Consider the following 20313-nt stretch of genomic DNA (forward strand, 5'->3'; position numbering starts at 1 on the left):
TTTATACATACACTACTCCCATATGAAAATAGAAACTTTAACTTTACCGGGTATCAGTTTAATTAAGCCACAGAGATTTTTTGATCAAAGGGGTTTTTTTTCGGAAACATTTCATAAACAACGCTATAGAGAAAAAGGAATTCATTGTGAATTTATCCAAGACAATCATTCTTTTTCTCAACGTGGGACCTTAAGAGGAATGCACTTTCAGAGATTACCGGGTCAAGAAAAACTGATTTGGGTAATGCAAGGAGTTATTTTTGATGTAGTAGTGGATATTTGTTCAACGCGTTCTACTTTTGGCAAATGGCTAGGGGTTTATTTGGATGCAGAAAAAGGGGAACAGTTATTTATTCCTACAGGATATGCACATGGATTTTGTGTAATCAGTGAAACCGCTCATGTTTGTTATAAAGTGAGTAGTTCTTTTGATCCATTAGAGGAAAAGGGATTTCGTTATGATGATCCTGATGTAGGAATTAAATGGCCTCTTTCTTCAGTTATCTTATCTGAAAGGGATCGCAATCAACCATTTTTACGGCAAATAATATGAAGATTTGGATTCTAGGAGGCAAAGGGATGTTGGCTAATGTATGTGCAAAAATATGCATCCAAAGGGATGTACAGTTTATTGCTGATGACAGATCTTTAGCTGATATCACAGATTATGATCAGTTACTACAAAGAGCTAAATTGGTACAACCCACACATATCATTAATTGCGCGGCGTATACCGATGTAGATCAAGCAGAAAAAAATCCAGAACTAGCTTTTTTGGTCAATGCAACAGGGGCCTCTTTTGTAGCAAAAATAGCAAAGCTAATGGATGCGCACTTCATTCATATTTCAACGGATTATGTATTTTCAGGAGATCAGCAAATTCCCTATTGCGAAGAAGATACACCTTGTCCTCTAAATGTGTATGGTGCAAGTAAACTAGAAGGAGAAAATCTAGTGTTGGATATTTATCCTAATGCGTGTGTTCTTCGTACTTCTTGGGTTTTTGGTGCAGGAGGAAAAAATTTCATCAGCTCTTTATTACCCCTATTGCAAAATCAAGAAGAGGTTCATGTAATTCAAGACCAATGGGGATGTCTTACCTATTGTTATGATTTAGCTTCTGTCATTTTGGATCTTATGCAAGAGAGGGGAATTTATCATTTTGTGAATCAAGGTGTTTGTTCTCGTTTTGATATAGCAAAAGAGATTTTTGAAAAGCTGCAAGAGCGGGTCTTTTGTAAGAGAGTTATTCCTATTTCAGTTACTAATTATGTAAATATGGCAAAACGTCCAAAGTTTAATGTATTAGGAACACAGAAGATTTCTAAAAAGCTAAATAACTCTCCCAGACATTGGAAAGAAGCATTAGGAGAATTTTTTATAGATGCGATCACGGTTTAGATCTTTATTAGTTACCGGGGGAGCGGGCTTTATTGGCTCTTGTTTTATTCGTTATGGGTTAAACAAGGTTTTTGGAGTTGAAAAGATGGTGAATCTTGATGTGCTGACCTATGCAGGAAATATGCATAATTTAGAGCCCATTCAAAATGATGCGCGTCATGTGTTTGTGCAAGCAGATATTTGTGATCAAAGAACAGTAGCACAGCTTCTAAAAGAGCATCAGATTGAAGCAATTGTGCATTTTGCTGCAGAAAGCCATGTTGATAAAAGCATTTTAGGACCAAGAGAGTTTTTAGAAACCAATGTAGGAGGAACTCTTGCACTGCTAGATCTTGTGCGCTTATCTCCTCAAATTCACTTTCATCATGTATCCACTGATGAAGTATATGGATCTTTAACCCATCAAGAGAGCTCTTTTAAGGAGACATCTCTTTATAAACCCAATTCTCCTTATGCAGCTTCTAAAGCAGCGGCAGATCACTTTGTACGTGCATATGCCAATACGTATAAACTTTCCACTACTATTTCTCATTGTTCCAATAATTATGGACCCTATCAACACCCAGAGAAGTTTATTCCAAGGATGATTGCAGGCTGTTTGCATAAATCCTTTCTGCCTATATATGGAGAAGGAATAAACATTCGCGATTGGTTATTTGTTGAGGATCATGTTAAGGCTATTTGGACAATTTTAGAGCAAGGAGCTGCAGGAGAGTCTTATGCCATAGGTGGAGGATCCGAGAAAACAAATATCGATGTACTTCATTCTATCATTGATACTTTTTCTGTCTTAAAAAACGAAGATCCTACTCAGCTAAAGCTTCTCATTAAAAAAGTAGCTGACAGACCAGGGCATGATTTGCGTTATTCTATTGATGCTACTAAGATTAAGAAAAATCTTGGCTGGATGCCTATGTATGATTTTGAATCTTCTTTAAGAGAGACTATTCGTTGGTATTTAGAATACCCAAAAAGGTTAGAATGCTAAAAATTATTTGCGTAATACCCGCTAGATTATACTCTACGCGGTTCCCTAAGAAAATCCTTACCTTATTACATAAAAAACCTTTGATCCAATGGGTATGGGAAAAAGCATGTTCTATCTCTTGTTTTGATCAAGTGGTGATTGCTGTAGATGCAGAAGAGACAAGAGAAGTTGTCCAATCCTTCGGTGCTAATTGTATTATGACATCTCAAGAGTGTCCAACAGGAACAGACCGATTAGTTGAAGTTATGCAAAAAGGCTCTATGCAAGCAGATATATGGGTCAATTGGCAAGCAGATGAGCCATTTATTAATGAACAAATGATCAAAGACCTTTTACAGTCGCCCTGCAATAGCGATATATGGACTCTGAAGAAAAAAATTGTAGATCCTTCCGATATTTTATCGCCCCATATTACGAAAGTGATCTGTAATCATGAAGGACATGCACTGTATTTTTCTCGCCATGCGATTCCTTATTATCGCGATCAAAATCTATTGCAATTGTATTATCAACATATTGGGCTTTATGCTTTTTCTCAAACAGCTTTAGAGAAGATTTCCCAATTAGATTCTTGTGGGATTGAAGAAGCCGAGAAATTAGAACAATTGCGCTTTTTGTTTCATAACCTACGCATTCGTGTAAATGAAACTCTAGAGAGCTCTTTAGGGATTGATCTTCCCGAACATCTGACTCAAGCGGAAAAGTATTTAGAGTTGCTACCTTCTTGACATGTTTTTTGGCATTAAGTAGTTTTCGATATATTTAAAAAATACAATGTTAAATGAGAATCTTTTTATTATTCCTTTTTTTGTTAACCGATTTAAGAGCAGAAACCCCTCCATGGGGGATTAATAAACATGCCTTGCTTGTTGAGCATGCTCAAAAGCTAGAGAGCGATCTCAAGCAATACCCCTCTTTCTCCTTTCCTGTATCAGTAGAAAAAGTATTTAAGCTTTTTCCTAATCAGCGTATTCCCATTTTTGCCTATGGAAGTTTATTACACCCTGAATCTGCCCTCAAAACAATTCCTCAAACAACTATTGACACCTATCGCCTGGTAGTAGCTTACGGATTTCAACGTGCATTTAACTATAAGGCAAATCCTTCAAAAAAAATCTCACGCAAAAGTGATGTAGCCATGTTAAATTTATTCCAAACCAAATCTTCTGATACGGTAAATGGAATATTAATGTGGGTGACGCATGATGATTTAACAAAACTTATTCAAAGAGAAAAAGGGTATCACTTAAGACCGGTTATCTTAAGTGATTGGAAGCAGGGTTTAGATCCTAAAATTTCTCTACCTAATTTCTGGCTCGCTTATATGTTTATTTCCCCTTCTGATTCTTCTTATTCTCATCCTAAAATTAACCCGTATCCTCCTTATGCAAATGCGGCTTTATTGGGAGCTGAAAGATATGGAGATCTCTTTTTCACATTCTGGTTAGAAACTACTTTTTTAGCTGATCTAACCACCCCTTTTTCCGCTTGGATAGAAAATCCACAGATCGATTGCAACCGGGAAACACCTTGCAAGTAATCCAATGATAAATATTTGAGATAAAAAACTAAAAAATCTTTTTAAAAATCACAAGTTTAAATTAAGATTTTTATCTTTGCTAGAAGTAATGGATAAATTGTTTGACTGGTTTTTCAAATTCAGGATTTGATTTAAAAAAGAGTAAGGAATGTCTATAGATTTAAGCACAAACGGTACAAATAGCAATTCTAATCAAAATAGTGGCTTCTGCGCATATGTTTCAAATGGTGTATTAAGGACATTTAATAGTATCCATAAAATCCCTGCTAACTTGATGAGTGCTTGGAAGAATGGGACAATTTCTCAAAGATGCATGGTAGCAGCTGGTGTTATTTACTCCACCGCTGCTACAGTCTATATCATATATCTTGAATCTAGGAATACGCATACACCTATTGATTGTCCTTTTGAGAGCAAAAACAACTTTTCGTTTCTAGCCTCTAATACACCCATTGATTGTCTTTTTGAGATCAAAAATAACTCTTTGCTTTTAGATCAAATCTTATTGGAAGATCCAGGGGATTTATCAAGAAATTATAGTTCTCCATTGATGGCTGCCATTCTAAAAAGATGCGAAAATAGATTCCATGAATCAGGAGCACATGAATCGAGTGTAAACGGTGTAATTGGCATGCACGTTTGTTATCCCTTAATAGATAGGGTATGTAATGCAAGTGGATCTATATTAAAAATGATGTCCAAATTAGAAAAAATACCAGAGGGATTCCAAGAAAACGTAGAACATATAAGACGCAATTTTTTTTGTGAAAAATCTTTAAGCCACTTATAAGATTTTTTTATATAAGAACAATTTAACTCTAAGGAGAATTTATGATAGGTGTAGAAGAAGCAAAGAATAGTGCTTCCTTGGAAATTCTTGATTTAGGAAATAATTCCAATCCAACTAATAATTGGTGTGCAAAAGGCGTTTTGAGAGCTATTCATAATGTCACAAAAGTTCCCTCTCATCTGATTAACGCCTGGAAGAATATTACAGCCTTACAGAAAGTGTTGGGAGCAACTACCGCTATTTATTGTACAGCAGCAACAGTTTATATTATATATCTTCATGTTCAAGAGAATAGAGGTTGCAATTGTCTTGAGGAAATTAAAAAAGATGCTTCGCTATTAAATCAATTTTTTACACAGAAGAATCATGAACAGAATGGTTCTTTACAGAGTCTTTTTGTTTCTATTGATCAGTTACTTACTAAGAAAGATAAATGTGAGGAAGATTTTTACGACTCGGGCGCACATGAATCAAGCAAAAGTGGAACGATTAGTGTACATGTCTGTTACCACCTAATAGATAGAGTTTGTAATTTTATGGACGCAAGCGAAGAAATGTTAACAATTACTGCCAATTTCTTGCAAAAGATACCAGGAAAATTGCGCAAAAACGTAACAGATATCATAAAGAGAATGGATGAAGATTTGTATGATATCTATTCTGAGTTTGATTGCGATATAAACTGATTCTTTTACATGGCTTGTAAAACTTCACCGATCAAATGACGGTATGCATCGTAGATAGGGGTGAAAAGACTCTGACTATTTTTTAAAAATTTTTCCATGGTTTCTGATTGGTAAAAATTGATCAGTTGTTTTATTTCTTTGTGGGAAAACTTTGTATCAAAGCTACAAGCAAATTTTTCTATAAAAGAATCTTGTAAGATTTTTTCTTTAACAAGGGAGCTTACTTCTTCAATGGTTGCATTTTTTCCAGAAAAGCTAATAGCTTGAATGATAGACATAGGCAGCATGAGTTTTAGTTGTTCGGGCTGCATAGTGGTAAGGCGGATCAGAGTTAAAATGTCTTTTGTTTTTGCGTTTTTATTTTTTTGATTAGGCGTATTAGTCATATGTTTCTTTGTTTTAACACAAAATAAATAATAGGGTTAATTTTTTTGCCTTTTTTCAAGGATGTTTTATGGACACCACGGCGCTACAAAAATAGGCAAACATGAGTAAATACATGCTTGAAGAGCCGGTACTGAGCCAATTCCACCGGTTGCAGAGGTAGCTAAAAGTTCACAACCCAGTACGCAACCAGCATAAGTAATAGGCCCTCCTTCTACAGAACTCATACTTGCTAATCCAGCTAAAGCAATAATAGGTACAGCGAATTTATTTAGGTTTTTCGCTGCATTTTTTACAACGCTTGAGATTTGGAATTGCTCTACTGAAGGAACAATAGACTGTAGTGTTAGTGCACTTAATCCAGATATGTACATATAATCTCCTTAAACGAAAAAAAATATTTTATAAAAACATTTTTTTTATATCAATAAAATTTATTTTTATTTAAGTGTTTTTTCTTGATTGATGACAAGGGCGTTTTCTTTGGATAGATAAATGTAAAACACTGCTAACATAAACCAAATCTTAAAAAGATCAGAGGTTTGTCGATTCAATTCTGTTTGATAGAATAAAATTATTTGAGTTTTAATCTGATTTTATACGCGTATGTTATTGCGTATTAAATAGGTGGGTTTAACTTTTTAATAAAGTTAAATATCTTAAGAATAAAATTTTTGAGGCTTTTGATTGAGAAAATCTATAGCCATCAGATAGTATAGAAGGAATTTTATAGGAAATATATGTCAACCCAGCAACTTATAGAAGAGCGCTCAGAATATAAATTTGGCTTTACGACCTCGATTGAAACAGAAAGCTTTCCAAAAGGGCTATCAGAGGATACGGTTCGCGCTATTTCAGCAAAAAAAGAAGAACCCGCTTTTTTATTGAAATTTCGTTTACAAGCCTTTGCCAAATGGAAGCAAATGAAAGAGCCAAATTGGGGAAATATCCGTTACACACCGATTGATTATCAAGATATTTCTTACTATTCTGCTCCTAAAAAAAAGCAATCTTTAAATAGTTTAGATGAAGTAGATCCTGAAATTTTAAAAACATTTGCAAAATTAGGCATTCCTTTAGACGAGCAAAAAAGATTAGCTAATGTAGCTGTAGATGTTGTTTTTGATTCTGTTTCTTTGGGGACTACTTTTCATAAAGCTTTAGTAGAATCAGGTGTAGTCTTGTGTTCGATTTCAGAAGCGATAAAGCTTTATCCAGAATTGATAGAAAAGTATCTGGGAAGCGTTGTTCCGATTGGAGATAACTTTTTTGCAGCGCTGAACTCAGCTGTGTTTTCAGATGGCTCTTTTGTCTATGTTCCTAAAGGCGTTCGTTCCCCTATTGAATTATCTACCTATTTTCGAATAAATGATCGAGAAAGCGGGCAGTTTGAAAGAACATTGATTATTGCTGAAGAAAGCTCTTATGTAAGTTACTTAGAGGGATGCACAGCACCTGCTTTTAATAAAAATCAATTACATGCAGCAGTCGTTGAATTAGTTGCCATGGATCATGCGGAAATTAAATATTCTACAGTGCAAAATTGGTACTCAGGAGATCCTAAAACAGGGCTTGGTGGGATTTATAACTTTGTTACTAAAAGAGGGCGATGCCAAGGAGTTAATTCAAAAATCTGTTGGACTCAGGTAGAGGCTGGAGCTGCAATTACATGGAAGTATCCAAGCTGTATTCTACAAGGGGATAACTCAGTAGGGGAATTTTATTCGGTAGCTCTGACCAATGGTATGATGCAAGCAGATACCGGTACAAAAATGATTCATCTAGGTAAAAATACACGATCTACGATCATATCTAAGGGAATTTCAGCGGATAAATCTCATAATACGTACCGCGGGCTTGTTAAAATTGCTCCTCGTGCAGAAGGAGCGCGTAATTATACGCAATGTGATTCGATGTTAATTGGTAATCAATGTTCTGCTAATACCTTCCCTTATATAGAAATAGCTAATGAAACAGCCCAATTAGAACATGAGGCTTCTACCTCGAAAATGAATGAGGAGCAACTGTTTTATTTAGAAACCAGAGGAATTTCTCGAGAAGATGCAATTAACTTAATCGTTAATGGGTTTTGCAAAAAAGTCATACAGGAATTACCGCTGGAATTTGCTGTTGAAGCACAAAAATTATTAACTTTAAAATTAGAGAATTCTGTTGGATAGCATGTTAGAAATTAAGCAATTACAAGCAACCGTTGCAGGAAAAACCATCTTAAAGGGATTAAATTTAACAATAAACCCTGGAGAGATTCATGCGATTATGGGACCAAACGGCGCTGGAAAGTCTACTTTAGCAAAAATTTTAGCAGGAGATCCTTCTTATGAGATCACTGCAGGAGACCTCATTTTTGAAGGAAAGAGCTTACTAGAATTAAGCGCGCATGAAAGAGCTCATTTAGGAATATTTCTAGGATTCCAATACCCTGTAGAGATTACGGGGATTTCTAACTTTCAATTCCTTCATGCAGCTTATAACGCAAAGCGTAAAGCAGGGCTCTTAGAATCTATATCTGAAGAAGCTTTTGATGAAATTATGCAAGAAAAAATGCAACTTGTAGAAGTGAAAAGCGAATTTAAATCACGCAGTATTAACGAAGGATTCTCAGGCGGAGAAAAAAAGAAAAATGAGATTCTGCAGATGGCTGTTTTAGAACCAAAACTTGCTATTCTTGATGAAACCGATTCTGGGCTGGATATTGATGCTATGAAAGTGGTTGCTAAAGGTGTGCAAAGTGCTTTAAAACCAGGTTCAAGTTTGCTCTTAATAACCCATTACCAACGCTTGCTCGATTATATTAAACCTCATTTTGTTCATGTTGTTTTGGATGGGGTAATTGTGAAATCAGGCTCAGCTACACTTGCATTAGAACTGGAGAGAAAAGGGTATGACTGGCTTAACTAAACAAGAGCAGCCTTTGCTTCTACAATATTTAGAAGCACAGTTTGAAAAGCTTAAAACAGCAGATGCTCTCTCTTTTTTGCGTCAACTAGCATGGAAAAAATTTCAAGAACTAGGAATGCCAAATCGTACTCAAGATGCATTTAAATATGTTTCTTTACATGACTTAGCCGCTTTAGCAATCGATCAGATATACGACAGCCCTGAAATAGATAAAAAGCACTTTGAATCAGAGGTTCTTCCAGAAAGCAAGCATAGTTATTTCCTATTTGTTAATGGTTGTTTTCATCCGAACTTAAGTGATTTTTCAGCATTGCCTTCTCAAATCAAAGTTTTGTCTTTATCAGAAGCCATGCACTCTCATAAAGCCTTTTTGCAAAATCATCTTCAGCAACAAATTCAAAGGGAACGAGATCCTTTTGCTGCTTTAAATCTAGCTCTGCACACTAATGGTTTATTTGTTTACATTCCTCCAAAAATTGTAGTAAATACACCTATTCAATGTTTACACATTGTAACAGAAAAGGTTCCTTTTGTAGCACCTCGTATGCAAATTGTAGCAGGAGCACATACACAAACAAAGTGGATCTTTTCTTGTTTGGATCACAGGGATGCCTATTTAAGTTTGCCTTTATTAGATTTTGTATTGGAAGAAAAAGCAGAAGCTCATGTGTATTCTGTAGAATATTATAGAGAGCATAGGCAGCAGTTTTCTTCCTTAAGAGCTATTTTAAAAAAAAATGCCTCTTTTAATGCTATGCATTTGAGCGCAGGTGGCATGGTTTCTAGAGTAAATGCAGATATTTGTTTGAAAGAAAAAAACAGCAAAACCCAGTTAAAGGGCCTCTTTAATCTCTCTGGAAAAGCTACTTCACATTGTCATTTAACCGTTGAGCATAAAGCACCTGATACGAGTTCTTTGCAACACTTTAAGGGAATCTTAAATGATTGTAGTCGGTCAAGCTTTGAAGGGAAAATTAAAGTGGATTCTGAAGCACAAGGAACGCGAGCTTATCAGTTAAACAACAACTTGCTCTTAAGCCCCGGAGCAATTGCTAATAGTAAGCCTAATCTAGAGATTTTTGCAGATGATGTGAAAGCCTCTCATGGTGCTACCGTTTCTCAATTGAATGAAGAACAGCTCTTTTATTTAGAAACAAGAGGTTTGAGTCCTATAGAAGCTAAAGAAATGCTTCTTAGCGCTTATGCTCAAGAAATTATTCAAGAAGTCCCTTATCGCTCTTTAATAGAGCAAATTTTGAGAGAAATGTTTTGAACCAAGAATTTAATGTTTGGAAAATACGTCAAGATTTTCCCATGCTACGTCAGTTAATGCATGGCCGCCCTTTCATTTACTTAGATTCAGCAGCTACAGCTCAAAAGCCGCAGATTGTAATTAATGCGATATCTGATTTTTATACAAAACATTATGCAACGGTGAATCGCTCTGTTTATGATTTTGCTAGTAAAACAAGTGCTCATTACAACATTGTTCGCCAAAAGGTTAAACGCTTCTTAAACGCTGCTTTTGTTGAGGAAATTATATTTACCAAAAGCACAACAGAATCCATTAATCTTGTTGCTCATTGCTTGAGTAAACTTTGTTTGCAACCAGGTGATGAAGTGCTTATTTCTGAAATGGAACATCATTCCAATATTGTTCCTTGGTATATGTGCTGCAAGGAAAGAGGAGCTCAGCTTAAAGTAATTCCTGTAAATGAATCTGGAGAGTTAATTTTTGAAGAATTTCAAAAACTGCTTTCCGATAAGACCAAAATTGTAAGCATTGTACATATGTCAAATGTTTTAGGCACCGTTAATCCCATTGCAGAAATTGTTAAAGAAGCCCATGCAAAAGGTGCTAAAGTAGTTGTCGATGGGGCTCAAAGCGCACCTCATATGCTAATTGATGTGCAAAAGCTAGGGGTGGATTTTTATGCTTTTTCAGCACACAAAATGTATGGTCCAACGGGATTAGGAGTGTTATATGGCAAACGTTCTTTATTAGAAATGATGCCTCCTTATCAAGGAGGAGGAGATATGGTTGATGAAGTAGCATTTGATAGAATTACCTATCAAGAACCTCCTTTAAAATTTGAAGCAGGAACCCCTATGATTGCAGAGGTTATGGGTTTAGGAGCAGCGTTAGATTATATAGAAGCAATTGACCAAAAACTCATTGCGGCATGGGAAAAAGACCTACTTGAGTATGCAACTCAGCAACTTGTTGAAATTAAAGGATTAAAAATCATTGGGATAGCCCAAAAAAAAGGTCCTATTTTAAGCTTTTCTATTGATGGATTTCATCCCCTTGATTTAGCCACATTGCTTGATTTAAGAGGAATTGCGATGAGAACAGGACATTTATGTGCCCAGCCTATCTTAAAGCGTTATCATTTAAGCTCTTTATTAAGGATCTCTTTAGCTTTTTATAATACTTTTGAGGAAATTGATCTTTTTATTCATGCTCTAAAAGAAGCTCTACTGTTACTAAAACCTGAAATTTCTTATTAGCTATGAAGAGTTTGCAGATAAAATCTGCTTAAATATTCAGCAGGCTGTGAGTGTGTACCCTGAGATAGAAAAACTGTTAGTTTTCATGCTTTTAAAGATGGAAATTTTTCAGTTGAAAACTTAAAAAGTTCATTTAGCTAAAGAAAAAACACCAGAACTTTAAATTCTGGTGTTTTTTTATTTAAAAACTTTAGTTAGAAGTCAAAGTTTGCATGTAGTGTCCAACCCTGGTAAGTTAAATCTCCTAATGGAGCTGAACCAAGTACTGGAGTTGGGCCAAAAAGTAAGCTTTGATTGAAATACACGTGGTTTTCCCAGCCTAATTTCAAGCCAAGATGGAAGCGGTCTTCGCAGAAGTTGTAATCCCAACCCAATCCTAATTGAAGATCTATAACAGGTCTGCAAATACGGTAACTATCCTTAAATGAGTAATTGGTAATTCCAGATTCACTTAAAGTTTGTTTGGCCAGTCCATACTCAATAGCACCTGCTACGTTTCCGTAGACGCTAAATCCACCACAAAAACTCCACTGTGTGTTAAGACCTGATTCGATCCCAATTCCCCACCATTTATTTCTTCTCTGAGTGGCTTGGATGTCTGTAGGATTTGTAGCTATCCCAGAATAAGACGCGCGTAATCTTTGACGTAACCAATCGGCTCTTAATCCAAAGAAGGGACGTAGTGTTACCCATTTGCTTACAAAAAACTCGCGACCTGTATTGAGGCTAATCTGCTCAAGGCGATTATGATATTTTGCACTTGCAGTTGTAAAACCTACAGTAGCAGCACTTAATATAAGACCTGGTTTTCTTAAGACATTACCCGCAGTTGCTGTAGATCTGCCGTGGCGATTGCTAATTAAATGTGTCCAAGTAGCCGCTATATCCCAATTATCATGAGGTAGAGTGTAGTCAAGACCAACACGGAATCCCCAATTGTATTTTTGTTTTACTCTATCATTTCCCACAGGAAGACTAAGAGTTGTTGATTCCACAGCATATAGAAGGCTATCTTCTTGTAGCTGCCAAAGCAGAGCATCTGCAGATATTTGAAAGTCCCAGCCATTTCTGGTTAGAGGCATTCCAGGAGGATTGATCATTCCATTTGTTTCAAGGCAAGAAAAGCAATTTTCTAAATTAGGGGTAGTTAAGGTAGGCTTAACTAAATTAGGCCTAGGTAAATCAGGTCTAGCTAAATCAGGCGTAGCGCAATCATTGATATCGGCATACGTAAAGTTTAGAGTTAATAACATAGATGCAGCAATTGTAGGCCACATCTTTTTCAAGTTCCATTGCATATAAGATCCCTCTTTGAATTTAGATCATTTAATTTCAACAAACAACAATTACACCAGATACAAATTCATACTAAAACAAGAAGCAGGGCTTAAAAGCGCTACTTTTTGCTGAAAAAACTCACTTTGCATCATTTTTGTGGTTTAGGTGTAATTTTTATTTTGAATGCATCGACATCTATCTTATGTTAACACAAATAGATTGCAATAATTTTTTTTTGAATGAAAAAAAATTCAGTAAAAAAGCGAAGATCTTTTTTTTTAAATTTTGTATTTGTTAAGAATGAAAAAACACCAGTTTGGGTGAATATGTTCACTTAATCCTGGTGTCTATTTTCTTGCAATAGCAAAGACTTTACTTAGAAGTCAAAGCAAGCATGCAATGTAAAACCTTGGTAAGTCAGACTTCCACCAGAAGTGTTGTCTGAATAGTTGGTTGTGTTGTAAGACAAGAATCTGCTTTGATCAAAATATACATGGTTTTCCCAGCCTAATTTCAATCCAAAATGGAAGCCATCTTCGCAGAAATTGTAATCCCAAGCTAGTCCAAGTTGTAGATCTAGAATAGGTCTGCAAATATGGTAGCTTCTTCTAAATGAAGCATCAACACCGCCAGATTCACTGAGTTGTAGCTTTTGTAGACCATACTCAATCGCAGTGGCTACATTTCCGTAGATGCTAAATCCACCACAGAAACTCCATTGTGTGTTAAGTCCTGACTCAATCCCAAATCCCCACCATTTATTTCTTTGGTTGGTGCTTTGGGCCAAAGTAGCAGAGGTATAAGATGTACGTAGTCTTTGACGTAACCAATCAGCTCTTAGTCCAAAGAAGGGGCGTAGTGTTACCCATTTACTGATAAAAAATTCACGTCCTACGTTAAGATCAATCTGATCAAGACGGTTGTGATATTTTGAACTTGCAGCTGTATAACCTACAGTAGTAGCGTTTGCAAGACCTTGTACTTTTACCAAAACGTTTGGTGTAGCACCTGCAGTACTTGCTGTAGAATTACCATGGCGATTGCTAATTAGGTGTGTCCAAGAAAGATCTACATCCCAATTATCATGAGGCAAAGTATAATCAAGGCCAACACGGAATCCCCAATTGTATTTACTTTTTACTCCATCAGCTCCAACAGGAAGGCCAGTAGATGTTGTTTCTACAGCATAGCTAAGGCCATCTTCAAATAGTTGCCATAAAAGAGCATCTGCAGATACTTGAAAGTCCCATCCATTTCTAGTTAAAGGCATGGCAGGAGGGTTGATCATTCCATTTACGCCTCGTCTTTGCTCAAGGCAATTAAGACGATTCTCTATATTACGCAGGGATGATGAATCACCAAAATCCGCATACGTAAAGCTTGTTGCTAATAACATAGATGCAGCAATTGCGGGCCACACCTTTTTCAAATTCCATTGCATATAGATCCCCCTGGGTTTGGATCATTTAATTTCAATAAACGACAATTCGTAGCTGCCCACGGAGTTAACAACTTCTTTGCAAGAAATTAGCAATTCCGCAAGCAGCTACAATGTAGATATCTTGAAGATCATCGTATTTGCCTACAATGAACTTTGTAAACAGCTACATCTGATGCAAACTTGCCCTAAATGAAAAACCGCAAGGAAGAATAATCTCTTTTAAAGCGTATTCTGAGCAGTATTTTTTGTTTTGATAGCCTTATTTGCATCATTTTTATGGCTTCACTGTAATTTTTATTACGAATTCAAGTCAACAAAAAATAGTATAAGTATGTGATTTTCCTTTTTTAAGCGGTGTTAAAATCCTGTGTCTAGAATAGGTTAAATATGCTTTAAAACTACTTAAGAAAGACTTTTTTGTTTTTTAGAGCATTAAATGAATTTTGTGTTTTTAGAACTTAAAAATCAAAAAAACAATCAGGAAAAACACAAATACAAAAAGGATTTTTTCTAAATTTAATTAAAGACTTAAGACTGTTAATAGTAAAATTAGCTAATTTTAAATGTTATTGAAAGCTCTTTAGAACAGCTTCTAGGTCTTTTAGATATCCTAAAGATTGTATACCCATTTGTTGTAAAATAAAAAACCATGCAGCACAAAGAACTGCAAGTCCAAGCAATGACTTAAGAGACATACCTAAAAAAGCGATTTGTACTTGAGGAGCTAATCTATTAGCAATCCCTAAAAACATCTCCGTCATTAATATAGCAATGATAGATGGAGCTGATAATTGAATTCCAACCGACACGATTTTTCCAACTAGCCCCCAAACGCTTTGCCAAAAAGCTGCTTGAAAAGTAAAAAAATACGATGGGAGCATTTTATCTATGGGAATAATTGTATAAAAATCGAAAAGAGCGTTAAAAAAATAAAAGATACCGTTGATTTGATAGAAGATTACAATCATGACATAATTATACAAAATACCAATAGAAGAAGAAGGTGTTTGCATAAAGGGATCTGTCACTTGTAAAGCGGAAGATCCTCTTAGAAAATCGATATTTACTCCAGCTGTTTCTGCAATGTAAAAAGGAATTGTGATAAAGAAAGCAAGAACAAACCCAAGGAAGAGCTCTTTAAAACAAAGAACAATGTATTGAAAATTAAATCCAACCATTGTTTGAGAGGTCATAATCATTTGCGGTAAAAACACAAGGGTTAAGCAAATCAAAAGGCCCATTTTTACAGTGCTAGGTGCTTTATTTCCTAAAAAAGGAGCTAAACTTACGATGGGTGCAAAACGCATCAATCCCAGAAAAAATAGGGAAAGCAGAGCAAAAGGATCTAGTTCAAAAAGCTTAGAAAAAAAAGCAAGATAAGAGTCATTAGGATTCATGTAAAAAAGGTCTATTGAATGAGGTAACAGTAAATAAACTTAACTAAAAATCAAAGCTAGCATGTAGTGTCCATCCCTGATAAGTTAAATCTCCTCCATGTGCATTTTCTGAGTAGTTTGTGGCAGTGGTAGCTGTAATATTTGTGGCATCTGCTATTTGTACGAACAAAAATCTGCTTTGATTAAAATATATATGGTTTTCCCAACCTAACTTCAATCCAAAATGCAACCTATCATTACAAAAGTTATAATCCCAACCTAATCCTATTTGAAGATCTAGAATAGGTCTGCAAATATGATAGCTTGTGCCAAACCCGTTAAAGACAGAATTTGATGGGCCTCCAAATTGAGCAGAGCTGAAGTCAAAGCCGGCTTGAGAAAAGTGTAGTTTTTGTAGACCATATTCAATAGCAGCAGCTATGTTTCCATAGATGCTAAATCCACCACAAAAGCTCAATTGTGTACTAAATCCTGATTCGATTCCGACCCCTTGCCATTTATTGGTTTGTTGAATATCTAGGGAAAGATTAGGAACCACAACTCCTGCACTTGCAACTACTACATTTCCAGAATAACCGGTGCGTAATCTCTGACGTAGCCAATCAGCTCTTAAACCAAAATAGGGACGCAGTACTACCCACTTGCTTACGAAAAACTCACGAGCAGCATTCAAACTAATCTGATCAAGGCGATTATGATATCTTGAGCTCGCATTTGAGTAACCGGTAGCAATAGGGTCATTAATCCCTTGTAATACTAATAAAAATAGCTGAGGAGAGCCTCCTTCAGTAGGAATCTTTAAGTCAGTTGCCGTAGTTTTATTACGATGGCTATTGCTAATTAAATGTGTCCAGGTAGCGGCTATATCCCAGTTATCATGGGGCAGAGTCCAATCAAGACCAACACGAAATCCCCAATTGTATTTCTGTTTCACTAAGGCGGCTGATTGTCCAAGATCCTGATCTGATGAAAAGCCTATAGCATAGGTAAGAGCATCTTCTTGTACTTGCCAAAATAGGGCATCTGCAGATATTTGAAGACCCCATCCATTTCTAGTTAAAGGCATGGCAGGAGGATTGATTGATCCATTTATATCTTGTTTTTGTTCAAGGGCTTTAAGGCAATTCTCTAAATTTTTTTCAATAAGAATAAGACGACTTTCTAAATCAGGTTTAGTCAAATTTTGTTCAAGACAAGGGAGACAATTTTCTAGATCAGATGCAGGTGAATCGTAAGAATCTGCATGAGCAGAGCTTACTAACACGAAGGTAATAACTGCAGGCCACAATTTTTTTGTATTTAATCGCATATAGAACCTCTAGTTTTAATACAACTTTCGCTGCATAGTTTTTATGGCCCAATTTAGTTTTTATAAAGAATTTGGTCAACAAAAAGCGAGTATGAATGATTTTATATGAAATCTTTAAGAGGCCCATTTAGGAAAATTCATGAAGATATTATTGGTAAACTGTAAAATTTGTGCACTTAACCATCCTCCAACAATGAGAAGAGTAAAAATTACCGCAAATAGTTTGACCATGAAAGAGAGTGTTTGTTCTTGGATTTGTGTAGCTGCTTGAAAAACAGCAACCGTTAATCCGAGTAAAGTGCTGATTAAGATAGGAGGTCCAGATAAAAGAAGAATTAATAACAAAGCTTGATAGGAAAGCTGATAGATTTCTGTATTATACATGGTTTTTTCCTTAAGTTAGCGAAATGATAAAACTAGTCCCTGAATGATCAATGTCCATCCATCTACCATTACGATGAGCAGTAACTTTAAAGGAAGCGCAATTGTTAAAGGGGATAACATCATCATACCCATAGCGAGTAAAATATTAGAGGTAACTAAATCCACTACAAAGAAAGGCAAATAGATTAGTACACCAATTTCAAAGGCAGCTTTAAGCTGTGAAGTAATAAAAGCAGGAATCAAAATGATAAAATCATTAGGTTTTAACCCACCGCGGAATTCTTCTGGTATAGAGCGTTGAGCGAGTTGATAAAAACCACCCATGTGTTTAGCTGTGGTGTTTCTCTGTAAAAAATCACGCATAGGCTCTTTTGTAACATTGATTACATCTACCATATATTGTGCGCTTTCAGCAGAAAATAAATTTGTAGGAGCTCTGTCTTTAATTTGATTCTCTCCTGCTTTATACATGGCTACAGCGGTAGGAAACATCACATAAATCGTCATTAAAAGAGCAATACCGCTGATGACCTGATTTGGTGGAGATTGTTGAATACCCAAAGCATTGCGTAAAAGAGACAGCACAATCACAATTTTAATGTAAGAAGTTAAGAGCATAATGGCAAAAGGCAGAAGTGCAAAAGCCGTGATTGCTGTTAACTCTTCTAAAATAGTAGGGGTCGGCGTTAGTTGTTCAATAGAAGGTGAAGAGGCCTCTTGTGCATATAAACAGTCTCCTAAAAAAAGACAGGCTAGCAATACAAAAGAAAAAAGCAGAAGGCGTTTATGCATGTCAGTACCATTTTTTTACCGAATTTAGTATATTCTTAGATTTTCTCTAAGAGAAAAGAGAGAAAGAGGTTGATAAGAGTTTTAAAAATTACATATATTTCTGAAAAGCTTGCTCTAGAGATTCCCAGAGTTTATCTATTTTGGCATTGATAATTCCGCTATCTGTTTCAATAACACAGCCTCCTTGCTCAACATCATCTCTTTCTTGAATCGTAAAAGTTTTTACTTGTTCAAGATTTTTCTTAAGAGTAGGTTTATTTGCTTCTAGGATCTCTTTATCTAATTTATTAACATAGATGGTGATATCAGGACTTTGCTTCACACTTTTAAGCGTCTCGGAAACGATCCGCACGATAGTTTCAGGATCTAAAGAGAGTTGTTGACTAACGATTTTTTTAGCCGCTTGCAGGGCAAGTGGAAGTACTTTTTTTTGTAGTTCTGAATACCAAAAAAGCATTTTTTTTTCTAAATCTGTAATATAGGTGCTGAATTGCTCAAGCCCTTCATCAAAGCCTTGTTGTTTTGCTTGGGCACGTAGTTTTTTACACTCTTTTTCCACTTTTTGTTTATAAAGAACAATGTCTTTTTGTGCATGCTCAATAAGCAATTTTGTTTCTAGTAAAATACTAAAATCTTTAGCAGGAATCACTTTTTCTGCTGCTGCTGGATGTATTTCACTTTGTTGAATGAGTGTTAGAAGTTTCATAAGTTAAGCTTGATAGTTAAGTGTTTTCATGAGTAAAAGGACTTGATTTTTGAGCAAATCAGCTGCTTGTGGAGCATTTGTAGCGGTAGATAGCTTGGTTAATAGCTTACCTTTTTCCATTTCTAGATGGTGACTTATATACCAAGTGAAGCTCGCATGAATGGGATAAATGGCTTTGGCTAATCGATTAATGCCTCTTTGCGTTAATGCGTCTTTCAATACATCTAAATCTGCACCCCATTCAGAGAGTCCTATTTTTTTAAAGATAACAGGTTCTTTTTGAGACAGAAGGCTTTTTAAATAATGAGTCTGTTCTTTAGTAAGAGAACTATCAATCAATTTTAATTTTTGCGTGGAGATGATTTGAGGAATTTCTACTGCCAAATCATGCATTGCTAATAGTTCAATGAGGGTATTTAATTGTGTAGTATTTAAATCAAGTAAAGTTAGTAAAGGGTGTTGCGGCAGAAAGCAACAAGGGATTAGATTTTCAGGGGCAATCGTTTTAAATAATTCTTGAGTTAAGTATTTTTTTGCTAAAGTTGTGGGTTTTGGAAAAGATTCAGAGAGCATCAATGCTTTTTTTAAATCTTGTGTTTGTTGAAGCGATAAACAGGATATGAAAAGCTTAGCCTCTTTTTCTGTAAGAGAGCGCAGATGTGGTACAAACCAGGAAAAATGTATAGCATCAAGTTGCTTACATATAGAGGAGGCCGTATCGGTTATCTCTATATTTTCTTTATGAGATGTGTGTATTTGAGTTTGCATCTCTTCTGATAAGCAGGTAAGCAAGTCCTTTTTTTTTTGAGAGGACATAATAAGAGAGCTTAAGGTACAAAAAGCTACTTTATCCATAACTTAACTCTCACTCTCAGGAGGCTTCATCTTTCCTTCTTTTTCTTTAAAGGGAGCGATTTTAAGCAGATTTCTCCAATTTCCTTTTTCTTTAAGGAAGGGATAGAACTTCCAAATCATCCAACCGATAAGCAAAGCAAATATAAATAAGCAAAACATCAGAAGAAAAAAGACAATACGGAAACGGGAAGCTGAGTGTTTATTTAATATAATTGACCAAATGCTCACATATTCATTTCCAGCCCCTTCTAAAGACTCGCTCATGGGAGTTAATGAGACATCAATAAAACGCGCACGATCTGAAATAACTGTGACATCATTGAGATCAAGGCCTGTTACGCTACCAGATACAAGGCGTTTAATTTTAGAAGAGAGATGAGCATTAGGGTCATCGAATATTCCTTGATGCTTTACATAGACGGCTGCTGTAATTTTTTTCAATTTCTCTTGTTGTGATCCATAAGCCATAGAAGAAGCTTCAGTAGAGGGAAAAGAGATTTGTACATCTGCATCTAGCACACCGTCGATTTTACGGATCATGTTAGCGATTTGCTCAGCAAGCCCTGCTTGATAACGAATGGTTTCTTCTTTTTCTGAAGACATCAAACCCGCTTTTGCAAAAAGGTCTAGTAAGCTTGTTCCTTTTTTACGAGGCAATCCATTTTGATTTAAAATAGCCATGGCTTTTGTAGAATGGGCTCCATCAACTGTGATGCTCCATTTTACGGCTTCATTTCCTGTTGCACTAGCTCCTGTACTTACAGCTTGCATTTTCTCTGAAGAGATCCCTCTACTTGCTAGAAAGACAATGATCTCATTTGCCTCTCTTTCATCGACATCATTTATGATGATCATATTACGATCACAGCTTACAAAAGTAAGAAGAAGAAAAACGAAGAGGTATTTTAAAATTTTGTTAATAGTCATAAATC

At 35.8% G+C, this 20313-nt stretch carries 22 protein-coding genes; 11 read left to right on the forward strand and 11 right to left on the reverse strand.

The window, feature by feature from the left end:
* Positions 1 to 22: 22 nt before the first annotated feature.
* The 7 genes from rfbC (at position 23) to RHTP_RS03160 (ending at position 5405) form a co-directional block, all read left to right on the forward strand.
* On the forward strand, positions 23 to 553 hold the full coding sequence (rfbC, locus tag RHTP_RS03130) for a dTDP-4-dehydrorhamnose 3,5-epimerase (RefSeq protein WP_138106676.1): 531 nt from the start codon (positions 23 to 25) through the stop codon (positions 551 to 553).
* The gene (rfbD, locus tag RHTP_RS03135; RefSeq protein WP_138106677.1) at positions 550 to 1401 is read left to right on the forward strand and encodes a dTDP-4-dehydrorhamnose reductase; all 852 of its coding nucleotides are present in this window, start codon (positions 550 to 552) and stop codon (positions 1399 to 1401) included. The genes rfbC and rfbD overlap by 4 nt, the downstream gene beginning before the upstream one ends.
* Positions 1385 to 2389: a dTDP-glucose 4,6-dehydratase gene (gene rfbB / locus RHTP_RS03140; RefSeq protein ID WP_138106678.1), complete on the forward strand. Its 1005-nt coding sequence runs from the start codon at positions 1385 to 1387 to the stop codon at positions 2387 to 2389. The genes rfbD and rfbB overlap by 17 nt, the downstream gene beginning before the upstream one ends.
* Positions 2383 to 3117, forward strand: a complete 735-nt coding sequence (gene kdsB / locus RHTP_RS03145) for a 3-deoxy-manno-octulosonate cytidylyltransferase (RefSeq protein ID WP_138106679.1) — start codon at positions 2383 to 2385, stop codon at positions 3115 to 3117. Before rfbB ends, kdsB begins: the two co-directional genes overlap by 7 nt.
* Before the next feature lie 53 nt (positions 3118 to 3170).
* Positions 3171 to 3929, forward strand: a complete 759-nt coding sequence (locus RHTP_RS03150; RefSeq protein ID WP_138106680.1) for a gamma-glutamylcyclotransferase family protein — start codon at positions 3171 to 3173, stop codon at positions 3927 to 3929.
* A 148-nt stretch (positions 3930 to 4077) separates the two neighbouring features.
* The gene (locus RHTP_RS03155; RefSeq protein ID WP_138106681.1) at positions 4078 to 4719 is read left to right on the forward strand and encodes a hypothetical protein; all 642 of its coding nucleotides are present in this window, start codon (positions 4078 to 4080) and stop codon (positions 4717 to 4719) included.
* A 41-nt stretch (positions 4720 to 4760) separates the two neighbouring features.
* Positions 4761 to 5405 carry a hypothetical protein gene (locus tag RHTP_RS03160; protein ID WP_138106682.1) on the forward strand — a complete coding sequence of 215 codons (645 nt, stop codon included), beginning with the start codon at positions 4761 to 4763 and terminating at the stop codon, positions 5403 to 5405.
* Between the two features lie 5 nt (positions 5406 to 5410).
* On the opposite strand, the gene RHTP_RS03165 is transcribed toward RHTP_RS03160, so the two are convergent.
* The gene (locus RHTP_RS03165; RefSeq protein ID WP_138106683.1) at positions 5411 to 5791 is read right to left on the reverse strand and encodes a DUF2059 domain-containing protein; all 381 of its coding nucleotides are present in this window, start codon (positions 5789 to 5791) and stop codon (positions 5411 to 5413) included.
* A gap of 66 nt (positions 5792 to 5857) precedes the next feature.
* Entirely contained in the window at positions 5858 to 6163 is a 306-nt protein-coding gene (locus tag RHTP_RS03170; RefSeq protein ID WP_138106684.1) for a hypothetical protein, read from the reverse strand.
* A 366-nt stretch (positions 6164 to 6529) separates the two neighbouring features.
* On the opposite strand from RHTP_RS03170, the gene sufB reads away from it, so the two are divergent.
* Genes sufB through RHTP_RS03190 form a run of 4 tightly spaced genes read left to right on the forward strand, consistent with a single transcriptional unit; the run spans position 6530 to position 11219 of the window.
* On the forward strand, positions 6530 to 7969 hold the full coding sequence (gene sufB / locus RHTP_RS03175) for a Fe-S cluster assembly protein SufB (RefSeq protein WP_138106685.1): 1440 nt from the start codon (positions 6530 to 6532) through the stop codon (positions 7967 to 7969).
* A 1-nt stretch (position 7970) separates the two neighbouring features.
* Positions 7971 to 8708 (forward strand): Fe-S cluster assembly ATPase SufC, encoded by a 738-nt coding sequence (sufC, locus tag RHTP_RS03180; protein ID WP_138106686.1) that lies wholly within the window; start codon positions 7971 to 7973, stop codon positions 8706 to 8708.
* Complete coding sequence (gene sufD, locus RHTP_RS03185; RefSeq protein WP_138106687.1) at positions 8692 to 9981, forward strand: Fe-S cluster assembly protein SufD; 1290 nt, start codon at positions 8692 to 8694, stop codon at positions 9979 to 9981. Before sufC ends, sufD begins: the two co-directional genes overlap by 17 nt.
* Positions 9978 to 11219 (forward strand): aminotransferase class V-fold PLP-dependent enzyme, encoded by a 1242-nt coding sequence (locus RHTP_RS03190; protein ID WP_138106688.1) that lies wholly within the window; start codon positions 9978 to 9980, stop codon positions 11217 to 11219. Before sufD ends, RHTP_RS03190 begins: the two co-directional genes overlap by 4 nt.
* Positions 11220 to 11413: 194 nt before the next feature.
* Here the strand turns inward: RHTP_RS03190 and RHTP_RS03195 are convergent, their stop codons facing one another.
* The 9 genes from RHTP_RS03195 to RHTP_RS03235 all read right to left on the reverse strand — a co-directional run bounded on the left by RHTP_RS03195 (position 11414) and on the right by RHTP_RS03235 (position 20236).
* Positions 11414 to 12517: an Lpg1974 family pore-forming outer membrane protein gene (locus RHTP_RS03195; protein WP_138106689.1), complete on the reverse strand. Its 1104-nt coding sequence runs from the start codon at positions 12515 to 12517 to the stop codon at positions 11414 to 11416.
* 356 nt (positions 12518 to 12873) lie between these two features.
* The gene (locus RHTP_RS03200) at positions 12874 to 13938 is read right to left on the reverse strand and encodes an Lpg1974 family pore-forming outer membrane protein (protein WP_138106690.1); all 1065 of its coding nucleotides are present in this window, start codon (positions 13936 to 13938) and stop codon (positions 12874 to 12876) included.
* Between the two features lie 566 nt (positions 13939 to 14504).
* Positions 14505 to 15335 (reverse strand): EscT/YscT/HrcT family type III secretion system export apparatus protein, encoded by an 831-nt coding sequence (locus RHTP_RS03205; protein WP_138106691.1) that lies wholly within the window; start codon positions 15333 to 15335, stop codon positions 14505 to 14507.
* A gap of 43 nt (positions 15336 to 15378) precedes the next feature.
* Positions 15379 to 16644, reverse strand: coding sequence for an Lpg1974 family pore-forming outer membrane protein (locus RHTP_RS03210; RefSeq protein ID WP_138106692.1), 1266 nt, complete (start codon positions 16642 to 16644; stop codon positions 15379 to 15381).
* Between the two features lie 114 nt (positions 16645 to 16758).
* Positions 16759 to 17028, reverse strand: coding sequence for a type III secretion system export apparatus subunit SctS (gene sctS / locus RHTP_RS03215; protein ID WP_138106693.1), 270 nt, complete (start codon positions 17026 to 17028; stop codon positions 16759 to 16761).
* Positions 17029 to 17043: 15 nt separating this feature from the next.
* Positions 17044 to 17820, reverse strand: coding sequence for a type III secretion system export apparatus subunit SctR (gene sctR, locus RHTP_RS03220; protein ID WP_138106694.1), 777 nt, complete (start codon positions 17818 to 17820; stop codon positions 17044 to 17046).
* Between the two features lie 88 nt (positions 17821 to 17908).
* Positions 17909 to 18526 carry a FliH/SctL family protein gene (locus tag RHTP_RS03225; protein WP_138106695.1) on the reverse strand — a complete coding sequence of 206 codons (618 nt, stop codon included), beginning with the start codon at positions 18524 to 18526 and terminating at the stop codon, positions 17909 to 17911.
* Between the two features lie 3 nt (positions 18527 to 18529).
* On the reverse strand, positions 18530 to 19381 hold the full coding sequence (locus RHTP_RS03230) for a hypothetical protein (protein WP_138106696.1): 852 nt from the start codon (positions 19379 to 19381) through the stop codon (positions 18530 to 18532).
* Positions 19382 to 19384: 3 nt separating this feature from the next.
* Positions 19385 to 20236, reverse strand: coding sequence for an EscJ/YscJ/HrcJ family type III secretion inner membrane ring protein (locus RHTP_RS03235; protein WP_244609516.1), 852 nt, complete (start codon positions 20234 to 20236; stop codon positions 19385 to 19387).
* Between the last annotated feature and the right edge of the window lie 77 nt (positions 20237 to 20313).

The sequence above is a fragment of the Candidatus Rhabdochlamydia sp. T3358 genome (assembly GCF_901000775.1).
Taxonomy (GTDB): Bacteria; Chlamydiota; Chlamydiia; order Chlamydiales; family Rhabdochlamydiaceae; genus Rhabdochlamydia.

Excerpts from the sequence above, each read along its gene's own strand:
- rfbC (WP_138106676.1), top strand. The coding sequence starts at position 23 with ATGAAAATAGAAACTTTAACTTTACCGGGTATCAGTTTAATTAAGCCA.
- rfbD (WP_138106677.1), top strand. The coding sequence starts at position 550 with ATGAAGATTTGGATTCTAGGAGGCAAAGGGATGTTGGCTAATGTATGT.
- rfbB (WP_138106678.1), top strand. The coding sequence starts at position 1,385 with ATGCGATCACGGTTTAGATCTTTATTAGTTACCGGGGGAGCGGGCTTT.
- kdsB (WP_138106679.1), top strand. The coding sequence starts at position 2,383 with ATGCTAAAAATTATTTGCGTAATACCCGCTAGATTATACTCTACGCGG.
- RHTP_RS03150 (WP_138106680.1), top strand. The coding sequence starts at position 3,171 with ATGAGAATCTTTTTATTATTCCTTTTTTTGTTAACCGATTTAAGAGCA.
- RHTP_RS03155 (WP_138106681.1), top strand. The coding sequence starts at position 4,078 with ATGTCTATAGATTTAAGCACAAACGGTACAAATAGCAATTCTAATCAA.
- RHTP_RS03160 (WP_138106682.1), top strand. The coding sequence starts at position 4,761 with ATGATAGGTGTAGAAGAAGCAAAGAATAGTGCTTCCTTGGAAATTCTT.
- RHTP_RS03165 (WP_138106683.1), bottom strand. The coding sequence starts at position 5,791 with ATGACTAATACGCCTAATCAAAAAAATAAAAACGCAAAAACAAAAGAC.
- RHTP_RS03170 (WP_138106684.1), bottom strand. The coding sequence starts at position 6,163 with ATGTACATATCTGGATTAAGTGCACTAACACTACAGTCTATTGTTCCT.
- sufB (WP_138106685.1), top strand. The coding sequence starts at position 6,530 with ATGTCAACCCAGCAACTTATAGAAGAGCGCTCAGAATATAAATTTGGC.
- sufC (WP_138106686.1), top strand. The coding sequence starts at position 7,971 with ATGTTAGAAATTAAGCAATTACAAGCAACCGTTGCAGGAAAAACCATC.
- sufD (WP_138106687.1), top strand. The coding sequence starts at position 8,692 with ATGACTGGCTTAACTAAACAAGAGCAGCCTTTGCTTCTACAATATTTA.
- RHTP_RS03195 (WP_138106689.1), bottom strand. The coding sequence starts at position 12,517 with ATGCAATGGAACTTGAAAAAGATGTGGCCTACAATTGCTGCATCTATG.
- RHTP_RS03200 (WP_138106690.1), bottom strand. The coding sequence starts at position 13,938 with ATGCAATGGAATTTGAAAAAGGTGTGGCCCGCAATTGCTGCATCTATG.
- RHTP_RS03205 (WP_138106691.1), bottom strand. The coding sequence starts at position 15,335 with ATGAATCCTAATGACTCTTATCTTGCTTTTTTTTCTAAGCTTTTTGAA.
- RHTP_RS03210 (WP_138106692.1), bottom strand. The coding sequence starts at position 16,644 with ATGCGATTAAATACAAAAAAATTGTGGCCTGCAGTTATTACCTTCGTG.
- sctS (WP_138106693.1), bottom strand. The coding sequence starts at position 17,028 with ATGTATAATACAGAAATCTATCAGCTTTCCTATCAAGCTTTGTTATTA.
- sctR (WP_138106694.1), bottom strand. The coding sequence starts at position 17,820 with ATGCATAAACGCCTTCTGCTTTTTTCTTTTGTATTGCTAGCCTGTCTT.
- RHTP_RS03225 (WP_138106695.1), bottom strand. The coding sequence starts at position 18,526 with ATGAAACTTCTAACACTCATTCAACAAAGTGAAATACATCCAGCAGCA.
- RHTP_RS03230 (WP_138106696.1), bottom strand. The coding sequence starts at position 19,381 with ATGGATAAAGTAGCTTTTTGTACCTTAAGCTCTCTTATTATGTCCTCT.
- RHTP_RS03235 (WP_244609516.1), bottom strand. The coding sequence starts at position 20,236 with ATGATCATCATAAATGATGTCGATGAAAGAGAGGCAAATGAGATCATT.